Source organism: Microcoleus sp. PH2017_28_MFU_U_A (assembly GCF_020738035.1).
In the GTDB taxonomy this organism is placed as follows: Bacteria; Cyanobacteriota; Cyanobacteriia; order Cyanobacteriales; family Microcoleaceae; genus Microcoleus.
This window is the reverse complement of sequence record NZ_JAEQCX010000152.1, coordinates 1-13,307: the sequence shown is the minus strand read 5'-3', so window position 1 is coordinate 13,307 and position 13,307 is coordinate 1. Positions and strand designations below refer to the sequence as shown.

The 13,307-nt window shown below is 45.6% G+C and carries 12 protein-coding genes; 7 read left to right on the top strand and 5 right to left on the bottom strand.

Annotated features, from left to right (window positions below; genetic code table 11):
* Positions 1–264: 264 nt before the first annotated feature.
* Together JGK14_RS30885 and JGK14_RS30880 are read right to left on the bottom strand one after the other, a co-directional pair.
* A complete protein-coding gene (locus JGK14_RS30885; protein WP_293185242.1) occupies positions 265–954 on the bottom strand; it encodes a hypothetical protein in 690 nt (229 codons plus the stop codon).
* A 142-nt stretch (positions 955–1,096) separates the two neighbouring features.
* Positions 1,097–1,954 carry a TlyA family RNA methyltransferase gene (locus JGK14_RS30880; protein ID WP_293185241.1) on the bottom strand — a complete coding sequence of 286 codons (858 nt, stop codon included), beginning with the start codon at positions 1,952–1,954 and terminating at the stop codon, positions 1,097–1,099.
* Positions 1,955–2,190: 236 nt separating this feature from the next.
* On the opposite strand from JGK14_RS30880, the gene JGK14_RS30875 reads away from it, so the two are divergent.
* A complete protein-coding gene (locus JGK14_RS30875) occupies positions 2,191–2,454 on the top strand; it encodes a hypothetical protein (protein WP_293213366.1) in 264 nt (87 codons plus the stop codon).
* 206 nt (positions 2,455–2,660) lie between these two features.
* On the opposite strand, the gene apcB is transcribed toward JGK14_RS30875, so the two are convergent.
* Positions 2,661–3,170, bottom strand: coding sequence for an allophycocyanin subunit beta (gene apcB / locus JGK14_RS30870; RefSeq protein ID WP_293143500.1), 510 nt, complete (start codon positions 3,168–3,170; stop codon positions 2,661–2,663).
* Positions 3,171–3,528: 358 nt separating this feature from the next.
* On the opposite strand from apcB, the gene glnA reads away from it, so the two are divergent.
* Entirely contained in the window at positions 3,529–4,950 is a 1,422-nt protein-coding gene (gene glnA / locus JGK14_RS30865) for a type I glutamate--ammonia ligase (protein WP_293185237.1), read from the top strand.
* Between the two features lie 83 nt (positions 4,951–5,033).
* Here the strand turns inward: glnA and JGK14_RS30860 are convergent, their stop codons facing one another.
* Together JGK14_RS30860 and JGK14_RS30855 are read right to left on the bottom strand one after the other, a co-directional pair.
* Positions 5,034–5,477 (bottom strand): hypothetical protein, encoded by a 444-nt coding sequence (locus JGK14_RS30860; protein WP_293185236.1) that lies wholly within the window; start codon positions 5,475–5,477, stop codon positions 5,034–5,036.
* A 435-nt stretch (positions 5,478–5,912) separates the two neighbouring features.
* The gene (locus JGK14_RS30855) at positions 5,913–7,127 is read right to left on the bottom strand and encodes an RNA-guided endonuclease InsQ/TnpB family protein (protein ID WP_325315875.1); all 1,215 of its coding nucleotides are present in this window, start codon (positions 7,125–7,127) and stop codon (positions 5,913–5,915) included.
* A gap of 256 nt (positions 7,128–7,383) precedes the next feature.
* On the opposite strand from JGK14_RS30855, the gene JGK14_RS30850 reads away from it, so the two are divergent.
* From JGK14_RS30850 to JGK14_RS30830, 5 genes are all read left to right on the top strand, one after another.
* A complete protein-coding gene (locus JGK14_RS30850) occupies positions 7,384–8,694 on the top strand; it encodes an SPFH domain-containing protein (RefSeq protein ID WP_293201007.1) in 1,311 nt (436 codons plus the stop codon).
* 930 nt (positions 8,695–9,624) lie between these two features.
* Positions 9,625–9,939: a YkvA family protein gene (locus tag JGK14_RS30845; protein ID WP_293185232.1), complete on the top strand. Its 315-nt coding sequence runs from the start codon at positions 9,625–9,627 to the stop codon at positions 9,937–9,939.
* 317 nt (positions 9,940–10,256) lie between these two features.
* A complete protein-coding gene (gene lpxD, locus JGK14_RS30840; protein WP_293197632.1) occupies positions 10,257–11,300 on the top strand; it encodes a UDP-3-O-(3-hydroxymyristoyl)glucosamine N-acyltransferase in 1,044 nt (347 codons plus the stop codon).
* 198 nt (positions 11,301–11,498) lie between these two features.
* The gene (locus JGK14_RS30835) at positions 11,499–11,930 is read left to right on the top strand and encodes an AbrB family transcriptional regulator (RefSeq protein WP_293185253.1); all 432 of its coding nucleotides are present in this window, start codon (positions 11,499–11,501) and stop codon (positions 11,928–11,930) included.
* A gap of 355 nt (positions 11,931–12,285) precedes the next feature.
* On the top strand, positions 12,286–13,149 hold the full coding sequence (locus tag JGK14_RS30830; RefSeq protein ID WP_293185230.1) for a CPBP family intramembrane glutamic endopeptidase: 864 nt from the start codon (positions 12,286–12,288) through the stop codon (positions 13,147–13,149).
* Positions 13,150–13,307 lie beyond the last annotated feature (158 nt).

The following is a 13,307-nucleotide window of genomic DNA, read 5'->3' as shown; positions in this document are numbered from 1 at the left end:
CTCCTAGAGCGCTGAAGCGCAACTACGTACCTCTCGAAAAAATGGTTTTTGCACAACAAATGAGATGCTCCCAGAGCGCTGAAGCGCAACTACGTACCTGCTCCCAGAGCGCTGAAGCGCAACTACGTACCTGCTCCTAGAGCGCTGAAGCGCAACTACGTACCTGCTCCCAGAGCGCTGAAGCGCAACTACGTACCTGCTCCCAGAGCGCTGAAGCGCAACTACGTACCTGAAAATTAGATAAGCACCCCACAGCTTGTATTCTTATCGTCCCGCGATTCTCACACCTTCCCTAAAATGAACAATCGTCGCAATTACCGCAATACAAAAGTAGAATATTCTAATCAGCCAAAAACAAACCCGCATTGACCAAGAAACAATCGTCGGAGCAACACCAGTTAACTGCACAAATCTCGAATTAACCTTTTTTTCAAAGCTGTCGAGGTCTTTCATCTCAGATTGTTTTGTGGGAATCACCGGAAACTGACCTGTATATACATAATAACCGAGAAAACCTTCCACTCCTACCTTTCGGTTCAAAAATGAGTTGGTTAATGTTGCAGTTTCCGCCGGCGCTAACTTATCCGATTCCGCTACTTTGTCCAGCCAAGAATTATATCTGATGGCTGGCGTACTCATGAAAACTATGGGAACTATAGGTATCAACAAAGCCGCACTAATTTGGCGACTGTATTTAGGATGTAGCAGTTTTGTCGCGATGCCAAATCCCATGCCGATAAAAGCAAATACCAATATATTTAACAGTTCAATAATTTCGATGCCCCTCAACAAATCACCGATAATCAGAATTGTATATAATAATTTATCTGCCAGTAGCAGAGCTGCGAACTTGATGAGAATTGACACGCCTACAATAGTAGCTGCAATCGCCAGATAACCTATGCCACCTAGGACGTACAAGAAAATCGAACCGACTTGTTTTAATGGCTGCATGGAATTATTCACTCTTGTGAAAGTTTAGGAGTCTGATTGACAAAACAATTTAAAATTTTAGATAAATCTGGCTCTCCACATTTGAGTCTTAAAATTGATTAGTTTGACATTTTGCAGTCAATCTAAAATCTAAAATCTAAAATCACTTGACAAGTTCCTGCGCGGCCGCTTTTGCGACTTGTGCGATCCGTTCCTTCACAACACCCTCTTCGTTAGCGCAGCCCTCGAAGAGGATCGCACTTTGGTCTGGTTCCTGTTCGCGATCGATCCCCAACCATAGAAGATACTCGATATTACCGGCCGGGCCAAGTAAAGGCGACCACGTTAAGCCTCTTTCCTGCCATCCTAAAGCTGTAGCTGCCTTCCACACTTGAAAAATCGCATCGGCTTGAGTTGCCGAGTCTCTGACTACGCCTTTTTTCCCGACGCGATCGCGCCCCACCTCAAATTGCGGCTTTACCAACAATACCGCTTCTCGCGGTGGTGCCAACAATTCCCACAGCGCCGGTAAAACCTTATCCAGCGAAATAAACGACACATCTACTACCGCCAAATCTGCTCGCGGTGAGTCGCCGTAAAGCTCCGCAGCAGTCATGTAGCGCAAATTGGTGCGTTCTTTCAAAATTACCCTCGGATCGTTGCGTAAGCGCCAATCAGCTTGACCGTAGCCAACATCGATCCCGTATACCAGTGCCGCACCGGCTTGCAGCAAGCAGTCGGTAAAACCGCCTGTGGAAATGCCGCCGTCGAGACAGATTCTGCCCGCGACGGGAATTGCAAATATTTCTAAAGCTTTGGCTAATTTGTCGCCGCCTCTGGAAACGTAGCGCGATCGCTGTTTAATCAAAATATTGGCTGCAATGTCAACCTCAGTGCCCGGTTTGTCAATTACCTGTTGGTCGATCGAGACTTGGCCAGTCCGAATCAAGGCTTGAGCTTGTTGTCGGGAGGTACATAAATCCAGGTCTACCAATAAAGTGTCTATTCGTTGTTTAGCCAAGATGTTTAATCTGTACGGATAGGGTTAAGGACTGTATCAGATTAGCACTTACGCAAAAACCCGACTGCGGATTTTTTATAATTATTTGGGTTTTCCGAGGGCGATGCCCTCACATCAGCATTTGTATAGTATTTTGAAGCTCGATCGCCGATCGCTCCTACCCCACATGATGTGACTGAGATCGCTATGAGCCTGTAGTTTTATCACACATCGACATTCGTAGAATCACATAAAAAATGTCGCAAATCAAAGATTATGTAAATACAGGGGAATGCGCTACAAACACAATCAGGGCGATGGACATGAAAAAAACGAACTTTCCGATCAGAAATTCTAACATTTGTCAAGAAAATCCTCTGGCCTTCGTCAGCGGCAACCTAATCCACATTCTTTACCCCAACGGCGAAGTAGAAGCAATCAGCACCGACCAAATCAACCGCCACCACACGAAAAATTCCCTCGACAAATGCCTCGTCTGGGGATATGTCGGCGATTTTTAATACCAATTTCCAACAAGAATACAAATGAAGAGCCAACTCCAAACCCTTAGGCAGTAAGTCATTGTCTATTCTTTAAGCCCCAATCGAAAATGGTATAATCCGTAAAAAAGATCGCTTTTCTGCTGTGATGCCAAAAAAGCGATCGAGAGCCTGCTACGTGCAAGCCACAAAAGCAATTTGCTGCTAAAAAAACCAGCTTGCTTGACTTAAATATCTTGTTCGCTCAATTCGCGAATCATGTAATCAAAAGGCTGTTCTAGAAAAGGCCCGACAGACAAGCCGGCAGATTCAACCTGAGCCTTAACCATCTCCTTCATAATGCTAATCCCCATTACCGTCGGGCCGATGGGAACGCTCAGAGAATTGTAAGTTTCTCGCAAACCTTGGAGCACGCGCTCGTCGAGCACATCGGTACTTCCAGCCACCAAGGCGTAAGTAGCGTAGCGCAAGTAGTAGTCCATATCTCGCAGACAAGCCGCGTAGCGACGAGTTGTGTAGGCATTACCACCGGGACGAATCAGTTCGGGCTGTTCTGCAAATAGCTGAATACCAGCTTGCTTGACAATAGCCGCAGCATTGCTGTTAATCGCTGCTGCTGCTTGTACCCGTGCTGTGCCAGTTGCAAAATAAGATTTCAACCGATCGATACCATCTCGGTCTAAATACCTACCAGCAACATCATAATTTTCAATCAGACTCGTCACGGCATCGCGCATAAGTTTCTCTCCCAAAAATCTTTATCAATACTTTGCTATCTGAGATAGACCGCCTATTGTAGACTACTACAAATCGGCCTTTGATTAAGATTTGAGATAGGATTTGCACACAGGGTAGTCCCTCCCCGGCAAATGACCGCCAAGTTCAGCCGTTTGCCTGATATCAACAGCCGAAACACAGACAAGGCAATCATCACAAATTGTCCTGCCCCACTAGACCCACTTTAATATTTTGTATCTATTGTTACAAAACTGTGGGTACTCAAGGCATACGATCGCGCAAACATTCTGAAATCTGCCGTTAGCGAAGCACTCGTTGCAGGATCGCCCGCAACAAAACCAATATCAGGAGTAAGTCATGTTCCAGACACCCCAAGAAGCCCTCAACTACATAAAAGAAAATAAGATCCAGATCGTCGATCTGAAATTCATCGATATGCCGGGGATCTGGCAACACCTTTCCCTGTACCACGACCAAATCGACGAAACCGCCTTCACCGACGGCGTACCCTTCGACGGTTCCAGCATTCGGGGCTGGAAAGCCATCAACGAATCAGACATGACAATGGTCATCGATCCTACCACCGCGTGGATGGACCCGTTCATGGCAGAACCCACCATCAGCTTCATTTGCAGCATCAAAGAACCCCGCACCGGCGAACCGTACAGCCGCTGTCCCCGGACGATCGCCCAAAAAGCCATAGACTACCTGCTGACCACCGGTCTCGGCGATACAGCATTCTTCGGCCCAGAAGCAGAATTCTTCATTTTTGACGACGTTCGCTTCGACCAAACCCAAAATTCCGGGTATTATTACGTAGATTCCGTCGAAGGTCGCTGGAATTCCGGCAAAGAAGAAGCAGGCGGCAACCTCGGCTACAAACCGCGTTACAAAGAAGGTTATTTCCCAGTAGCACCAACCGATACCTCTCAAGACATGAGAACGGAAATGCTGCTGACAATGGCCAAATGCGGCGTACCAATCGAAAAGCACCACCACGAAGTCGCCACCGGCGGGCAGTGCGAACTCGGTTTCCGGTTTGCCACATTAGTCCAAGCCGCAGACTACTTGCTGACATACAAATACGTCATCAAAAACGTCGGCAAAAAATACGGCAAAACCATCACCTTCATGCCCAAACCGCTGTTTAACGACAACGGTTCCGGGATGCACGTTCACCAGTCGATTTGGAAAGACGGCCAACCGCTATTTGCAGGCGATCAATATGCAGGTTTCAGTCAAATGGGACTGCATTACATCGGCGGCATTCTCAAGCACGCCCCGGCACTTTTGGCAATCACCAACCCGACGACCAACTCCTACAAGCGGTTAGTTCCCGGCTTTGAAGCGCCAGTAAACTTAGCTTATTCTCAAGGAAATCGATCGGCATCAGTGCGAATTCCCCTTTCCGGGAACAACCCGAAAGCCAAGCGCTTAGAATTCCGCTGTCCCGACGCGACATCCAACCCCTATTTAGCCTTTGCAGCCATGCTGTGTGCAGGCTTAGACGGCATCAAAAATCAAATCGATCCGGGCGAACCTTTGGACGTAGATATCTATGACCTTTCCCCGGAAGAATTAGCCAAAGTTCCTTCTACTCCCGGTTCCTTGGAAGGCGCGTTAGAAGCTTTAGAAAAAGACCACGCTTTCTTAACAGAAACAGGCGTCTTTACCGAAGATTTCATCCAAACCTGGATTTCTTACAAACTCGACAACGAAGTCAACCCGATGCGGTTACGTCCTCACCCTTACGAGTTTGCTTTGTACTACGACTGTTAGAAAATTAAGAATCAAAAATGGAAATTATGCCATTTTTAATGCTTAATTAAAAAGAACGCCGCCCTAAAAAAGCGGCGTTTTTTTTAGAACTTCTGGATCAGCGCCCAGACTTTGCCTTTACCGGAGACTATCTCGGCGACACCGCGAGTAGTAGCGCCCATTGTAGCGTCAGAGACATTCTCTACTGCCCATTTATTTGCTTTCTCATCAACGATGAATAAATCGTCAGCGGCAGTGCCTTCCTGAAGGCGATATATCTTATTCAGGATGAAACGTCGCCGCGCCTCAGCTTTTGGTAGGCCCCTAACTTCATCTGGATCGACAGATAGGACACTACCTGGTTTTAATGTACCTTTTGAAGTCTTAAAATTGCGATCGCTCTTTGCTGCTATTTGCACCCTGTGAAGTGGCAAACTTAACTGAGTTTCAGAGATAATCCAAACCGCAGCTAGCGCCCCACTTTTTCCCAAACCCAGAACCGCTGCAAAGGCTGTAAAAATTAACAAAGGCTTGAAATAATTCATCATATTTGTGCTTCTTTGTGTGTAATGTGCTGCTTGGAGATGGTGTCCGAAGACAATTACCCCGATCGAACCTTATTGATTGCGGGTAATTGATGGGAGGCGTTGCTGATTGACGGTATGAAAGGCTAAATATGCCAGTCAGAGAAACCAGTATCGACAAAGCTTGGGAATTTTCAACTTATTTTTTTCATACCCTGATTAAGCAACACCTGATGGGACACCAGATGATTATAAATTAGCAATTAGCAATCAAGTAAGTAAGTACGTGAGAATAATTATTTTGATAGAACCCATTTAATATAGTTTCCGGTTGTATCGGTATTGTTTAAACCGTTAACAGTTAACTGTTAACCGTCAACATCACCTGACGGTGCAACCGGAATTGATATTAGATGCAAACTAGATCCAGTACGTGGTGACATACTCCTACACTGACTCTTAGAGTACAGTGTAGGCTTCCAAGACAATCCGGCTATCGCTTAGGAGACTCTTGGCTTTAAGAACGGGATGCCCCACCGCTCTGTTCTTTATATTTATCGCTGCATTATGGTCACGGTCTAGACTACATCCACAATGGGGGCAGTCGTGCCAGCGTTGATACAGTTTTTTAGGAACTTTCACACCACAATTAGAACAATCTTGACTCGTACCAGACGCTTGAACCGGGATCACCAATAAACCAGCTTTCTCGGCTTTGTTTATCAGTATCGACAGAAAGCTTGACCATCCAGCATCAAGTACAGACTTTGCTAACCGGGTACGCGCAAGTCCCTTAATATTCAAATCTTCAACTGCAACAACATCATATTTTTCCAATAAGTTGTTCGCCGTTTTGAAATGAAAATCTTTGCGTTTGTCTGCAACTTTTTTATGTTGTTTGCCTAGTTGTTTTACTGCTTTTTGTCTGCGATTACTACCTTTTTTACGACGAGAGACACGTTTTTGAATAACTTTTAAACGTTTCTGTGATTTTCGGTAGTGTTGGGGAATAGCAACAGTTTCACCTTCAGAAGTTGTCAAAAACTCCTTTAGACCAACATCAATCCCAGTCATTGACCTTGGATTTATATCAGGCTTGATTTCGGGAACGGTTGAATCTTCCAAGCTTAGAGTTACATAGTAACCGTCAGCTTTTTTCGTGATAGATGCGGTTTTAATTTTAAAATCATCCGGTAGCGGTCGATGCAAAATAACTTTAATTTGACCTAATTTGGGCAAAGAAATTCTACCATTGGCAATACAATCAGGTTTAATTCTTGGGTATAAGAAAGTTCTGTATCTACTACGAGCTTTAAATCTTGGTTTTCCGCTACGTTTTCCGTTGCTATCCCCCTTTACAAATCGGTCAAAAGTTGTTTTCACTCGCTTGACAACATCCTGCAAAACATCGGAATAAACATCTTTGTAATGAGGATGCGTCTCTTTCAACTTAGGGAGTGTTCTTTTTTGCCCAAAATATTCGGGGTAATCTCGCAGCTCCGGGAGATGACAAACAAGTGGACAGGCATTGATTGGACAACGATTTTGCTCATACCAATTAAATCTATCTGCCAGCAAATAATTATATTGAGCGCAACACATAGACAACCATCGGTCTATTTCTTGCGCTTGCTGTTTTGTTGGACGTAGCTTGTATTGGTATGCCGTTTTCACCTGTTATTTACCTCCTGTTATAGATATGATAGCATAGACGTGATAACAATGGGTAGACAAAAATATGAAAACTACAAGATTAAATGTGCGGATGTCCGAACGTCGATTGAATAAATTAAGGGCGTATGCAGTAAGTAAAGATAAAACAGTAACCCAAATAGTGGAGGACTGGGTTGACCAACTGCCGAACACAGAAATTGGCAAAAACTCAACTACCCTTCTCCCGGTCATTTTTGCGGATTGATATGGTCAAAGGGTGTCTCATTTTTGCCTCGCAATTCCTCTCATCACCTCCCTTCGGGTAGGTGAGAGGCTCCTTGCTGTTCGTGCTGAATGGGGACTCGTGGAGGCGTACAGTATAGAAGTTGCCGAACAGGCACACCGATCGCCCGATCGACCGCCAGCAATTTGTTACCCTAAAAGTAGAATCATTCCTCCCTCAACGCATCCCATGAACAACGCCTCTCCCCTGATTCAAACCGTGACTCCAGAACGCTGGGCCGGGTTTAGCATGGACTTCATAGGGGCGGGTTGCACAGGTTTGTTGGTCAAAAACGGCCGCGCCGTGCGTACCCTGAAATCCGGGCGCCATTTCAGCTTCGCCCTTCCCCTACTGGAACAGTGTCAAATTGTCCTCGTAGATACCAAACTTCGCAACTTGGACGTGCAGTCCCACGGAGATTTTTTGTCTAAGGATAGATTTTTAATTGATGCGACTTTGACGGTTATTTATCAAGTTATAGATCCGAAACGGGTAGCTTTGGAATTGTCCGATCCGATCGCGGCTTTAGCAAGTGCAGTTAAAGATTGTATGGGATTAGCGATCGGGCAATTTTCTTTACAACAGCTTATCACCCAAGGTCGGCTGTTGCTGCGCCAAAATTTGCTCGATCGCGTCCAAGACTTTTATCCCCTAGGTTTTAATTTAGAAGACGTGCGAATTGGCGATGTCAGCTTCCCCGAAACCAACGGAGTGATTCGCCAAGTTGAGGGAATGAGTGCGCGACAGGAAGCAGAAAATTCGGCCGCCCTGCAAATGAGAATTGCTGAAGCTGGCCGCCCGATCGCACCTCAAGCTCCCGTCCAGCAGTTAAACTTAATTTCAGGTCATTCTCCGGCGAGTCTTCCAGCTTCTGAAACAGCAGCATCATTCGATCGCGATTTGCAACAACTGACAGAACAACTCGCTCAAAATAGTCTCCCACCCGCGAGAAATTCACCTTCACTTGCACCGACGGTACTCGCCAGCAGCGATCGCAAAAATACTGCATATTTAATCTACAAGTTTTCTGGACAGGCGATCGGTTTAACGGCCAATCCTTTTACAATTGGGCGCGAACCTACCAACAGTTTAGTTTTGCAAGATCCGCAAAGTTCCCGCTACCACGCCCAAATCCGCCGCGCCACTGACGAAGTTGGCAAACAGCGATATCAACTTGTCGATAGCGGCAGTTCCAACGGCACTTTTGTCGGAGGGCAGAGGCTGGCTGCTAATGAGCCTTTTTGGTTGGCAAATGGTTGCGAAATTGCGATCGGCGACCAAAAATGGGTGTTTCAAGACGGGTGAAAACTACCCTTTTTTCGATCGAACTTAACGCCCTGTCCAAACTCGGACTACGGGTATTTTTTGATACTAATTTTATTTATTTGTACTTAGGCTGACCGTAGGGCGATCGGTGAGAATAGTAGCTGTAAAAATCGGATTTTCAAACCCATACCGAGATTGATGTCAGCCTGAAATCCAATGAATGCAAGGATTGTGGGAAAGAAGTTACAGGATGAATGTGTATTTTGACTGAGTTTTAACCCGAAAAATGTCAGTAATTCGGGCGATCGACCGCATCGCGAAGTTCAAAAAAAGTAGGTGTCAACTTATACCAAAAAACTGTTCCTTAGTGAACCGTTTTATTTGTTCAAATATGGCAGATCCTAAGACAAGATATTTTGAGTTTCGACGATCGAAATATTAGCAATCAACCGATCGCCCACATCCCAAAACAAAAATAACAGGTGTTATTTTATACTAAAAAAAGGTTCTTGCACGAACATTTTGATTATTGAAAATATGAGGAGGAAATCAGACTAATTTAAGATTGAGGGAGGCCAATAAATTGAACTGATAAATTGTGTGCAAGTCACGATCGCATAAAAGTACAAAATTTAGGCAAAATCTTTAGTTGTCTATATTTTAGAGAGGGAGAATTGGCAAATTATGGAAGAGATCGAGGCGCCATTCGAGCAAGGAGTCAAGTAGCTGCACGATCGGGATTTTGAGCAGGCGATCGCGCTTTCCCTTGCAAGTGCTGCAACTCGATCCCAACTATACCGACGCTTGGAAGTGTCCCGGCTTGGCCTTCGGACACGTGAAGCACATCGCCCGTACCCAATTCCAAATGTCCCTGAGTAGAATTCTCTTCCCAACCCTAGGGGGGATATCTCCACAAGCATTTCGAGCGAGAATTTGTCAAGATTGAAAATATAACGAGAGGACAACCCCATGAGCTTTTCTATACAATCGATTTATACCTGGTACCGCGAGACGCTCCGCAACCCCAAGTACCGCTGGTGGATTATTCTGGGAACACTGGCATATCTGGTAAGCCCGATCGACATTGCGCCGGATTTCCTCCCCGTAGTCGGACAAATTGACGATGTGGCGATCGCAGTATTGCTGATTTCCGAAGTGTCCCAAATGGCGATCGACTATTTTAAATCCCGCCAAACACAGACAGCCTCAGCCTCAGAACCAACCGACACCTATTCAGAAGGGACACCCCGCACCGTAGATGTAGAAGCCTCTTCTGTACAATAGTTGCCAAAAATAACTGAATAGTTTACAGCTTTTTGAGAGTGAGTGGGAGCAGAAAACATCGGCTCCCTTTTGCATGGGCGCTGCTAAACTCATGGGTGGGCGATCGAACAGGTTCTTCGTGAGGACTTCAGTCCTTTCCAGGTTCTTCGTTTCCAGGTTCTTCGTGAGGACTTCAGTCCTTTCCAGGTTCTTCGTGAGGACTTCAGTCCTCATAATTTTAAAGAATAAAAACTGAGGACTAAAGTCCTGACTACAAACAATCGAACATGATATGATTTTGAGCTTGAGGAATCGGTGTTAACAGCAAATTTTTATTTATGCAGTTTAGCGACTTAGTAGAAAAACTGAATTTAGCCAACAGTCACAGCCTAAATGCCTCCAGCGCGGACGATCGAGAAATTACAGGCACCGCCCCAGTCGATGAAGCCACATCGGGTACGATCAGTTACATAGAAGGAGCTAAATTTGCCGCTCATGCAGCCACTACAAACGCTTCAGCCTTAATTTTACCCTTAGATGAAGGCTTGCAAGCTCAATGCAGCGATCGCAACATTGCTTGGATTTCCGCAGCAGATCCGCGATTGCTATTTGCTCAAACCATCGGCCTTTTTTACCAACCATTTCGCCCAGCATCCGAAATACATCCCTCCGCTACAGTTCACCCCGAAGCTGAAATCGGTGAAAATGTCAGTATCGGCCCCCACAGCGTGATTCAAGCAAAAGTCAAAATCGGCAATAACGTTTGCATTCATCCAAATGTCGTAATTTACCCAGATGCGGTAATTGGCGAAAATACAGTTCTACACGCTAACTGTGTGATTCACGAACGTGCTCGCATCGGGGCAAATTGCGTCATTCACAGCGGTGCGGCGATCGGGAGCGAAGGTTTTGGGTTTGTGCCGACAGCCTCAGGATGGGTGAAAATGGAGCAGTCTGGCTGCACGGTATTGGAAGAGGGCGTTGAGGTGGGTTGCAACAGCACGATCGACAGGCCCGCCGTCGGAGAAACCCGCATCGGCCAGAATACCAAAATCGACAATTTAGTACACGTAGGTCACGGCTGTCAAATCGGGAAAAATTGCGCTTTTGCCGCCCACGTCGGCTTAGCGGGCGGAGTAATAATTGGCAATAATGTAATTTTGGCAGGTCAAGTAGGAATAGCCAATCAAGCTAAAATTGGAGATGGCGCGATCGCCACAGCCAAAGCCGGAATTCACAGCGACGTGCCCGCAGGTGCGATCGTGACTGGGGTTCCAGCAATTCCCCACAAACTCTTTCTCAAAGCCGCTGCTGTGTACAACCGCTTACCCGAAATGTACCAGTCCCTGAGACAAATTCAGCGCCGGATCGATCGCCTTTGAAGGAAGAACTCCGATGGAAGCCGCGAGAAAGCACAAGCTGGAAGGCTTAATTATCAAAGGTTTTATTTTTTTAGAGTTTTGCTGAAAAATATTTTTAGTAAAACGCATAAATTTAAGTATATATTTTTGATAATGCTACAAATCGGCACAAAAGCTTATTTGCAAATCGCAGGTATTCCCCGATCGCTTCTCAACATAATGATTGAAACTGCCACAGATCCACTTACAGGAAAAGCCCTGCTTCAAAAACTCAAAGAACTCGCTCACTTGCCCAAACGAGAAACCGCAAAACACTGCGGCTACTACTCTACAACAAAAAACGATCGCACCCGCGTTAATCTCAGCGGTTTTTACAATGCTGTACTCGCCGCCAAGGGGATTCCCTTAAGTTCAGAACGCAAAAAAGATGGTCGGGGTAGAGAAGCAGCTTATCGCGCCAGCGTCCACAAAAACGGTCAAATTGTACTCGGTACGGCTTACACTGAATCGATGGGATTAACACCCGGAGATCGGTTTGAAATTAAGTTGGGTTACAAGCACATTCACCTGATCCAGGTAGATGGCGATCGCAGTCAGGATCGGAATCCGAGCTCAAGCGAGGAAGACGAAACCGATAATGCCGAGGAATAATGCTTTAAGACCACTAAGGTGAAGATAAATTAACAATTAATCTCTAATTCGATTAATTGTGCATCTTCCAACGATCGCACGGGTATAATGCCGATAAAACCGGGTTTGACATTATAGCATTTCCGGTAAATGACTTAAAAAAAGTTTGTAGTGAGGACTTTAGTCAAGCGTAATGGATGCGGACTAAAGTCCTCACTACAAACCTATTTTATTGTGTGGTTCTAGCTAACATGATTTTATTAGTCAATATCCGATCGCCAAACCAAACATATTCGGCAGAAACCTGGTTTAACAGCGTAAGTCCTATTACCCATAAATCGCTGCACTCTCTTCTATTTGTGAGACAATCGCTTAAATGTGGAACAGCCTGAATAACCTGCGACTGGTGTCGCCATCAATACCGGCAATTGTCAAAGTAATTGTTTTTTTCTCAACTTGGGCTTGTTTGTGGCTGCCCGTAGCAATTATACTGGCGATCGCCCTCAAATGGCATCCGCCCCAACCCTTAGGCAACAAAAAACTGCCTTTACTAGCTTCCCTCTACTTAATTGTCCCCTTAATTTTGTGGGCGACAACTTGGATCGAAGGCGCATCTTTGGCTGACTGGGGTTGGGATTGGCAACCCGCAACTTTCATATCCTCGCTGCTGGGATTAACATTAGCAGTAGTCAGCTTAACCATTTTGTTCGGCGTGCAATTAACCGCTGGTTGGCTGGAACTACAAAACACCAAAGTTCAAACCGAAACAGGCGAAACAATCATTCATTTTCCGGCTTCAATTCTGAAGCCTTCAACTCTCGTGACTCTGTTATTAGCCCTGTGGATTAGCGCGACAGAAGAGTTAATCTTTCGCGGCTGTTTGCAAAATCTACTCCAGCAAGATTACTCAATACTAACCGCAGGTGCGATCGCCAGTTTGATTTTTGCGATCGCCCACCTAATTTGGGCAGCAAAAGAAACTATACCGCAACTACCTGGATTGTGGCTGATGGGTCTGGTTTTAATTTTAGCCCGCATCACCGACAATGGTAGCTTAGGATTGGCGATCGGACTCCACGCCGGATGGATTTGGGGTATAACTACCGTAGATACAGAAGGACTAATTAATCAAACCAACAAAGTACCGGAATGGATTACAGGAATAGCAGCAAAACCCCTCGCAGGTGCGGCCGGAATCCTGTTATTGCTAGCAACAGCAGCCGTAATTTTGTTAATCTAAATAAGACTTATTGCTAGAGGTATGTTGTTGGGCTTTAGCCCTCAGATAGCTGAGGTATGTTGTTGGGCTTTAGCCCTCAGATAGCTGAGATATATTGTTGGGCTTTAGCCCTCAGATAGCTGAGATATATTGTTGGGCTTTAGCCCTCAGATAGCTGA

Excerpts from the sequence above, each read along its gene's own strand:
- JGK14_RS30885 (WP_293185242.1), bottom strand. The coding sequence starts at position 954 with ATGCAGCCATTAAAACAAGTCGGTTCGATTTTCTTGTACGTCCTAGGT.
- JGK14_RS30875 (WP_293213366.1), top strand. The coding sequence starts at position 2,191 with ATGTCGCAAATCAAAGATTATGTAAATACAGGGGAATGCGCTACAAAC.
- apcB (WP_293143500.1), bottom strand. The coding sequence starts at position 3,170 with ATGCGCGATGCCGTGACGAGTCTGATTGAAAATTATGATGTTGCTGGT.
- glnA (WP_293185237.1), top strand. The coding sequence starts at position 3,529 with ATGTTCCAGACACCCCAAGAAGCCCTCAACTACATAAAAGAAAATAAG.
- JGK14_RS30860 (WP_293185236.1), bottom strand. The coding sequence starts at position 5,477 with ATGATGAATTATTTCAAGCCTTTGTTAATTTTTACAGCCTTTGCAGCG.
- JGK14_RS30845 (WP_293185232.1), top strand. The coding sequence starts at position 9,625 with ATGAGCTTTTCTATACAATCGATTTATACCTGGTACCGCGAGACGCTC.
- lpxD (WP_293197632.1), top strand. The coding sequence starts at position 10,257 with ATGCAGTTTAGCGACTTAGTAGAAAAACTGAATTTAGCCAACAGTCAC.
- JGK14_RS30835 (WP_293185253.1), top strand. The coding sequence starts at position 11,499 with ATGATTGAAACTGCCACAGATCCACTTACAGGAAAAGCCCTGCTTCAA.
- JGK14_RS30830 (WP_293185230.1), top strand. The coding sequence starts at position 12,286 with ATGTGGAACAGCCTGAATAACCTGCGACTGGTGTCGCCATCAATACCG.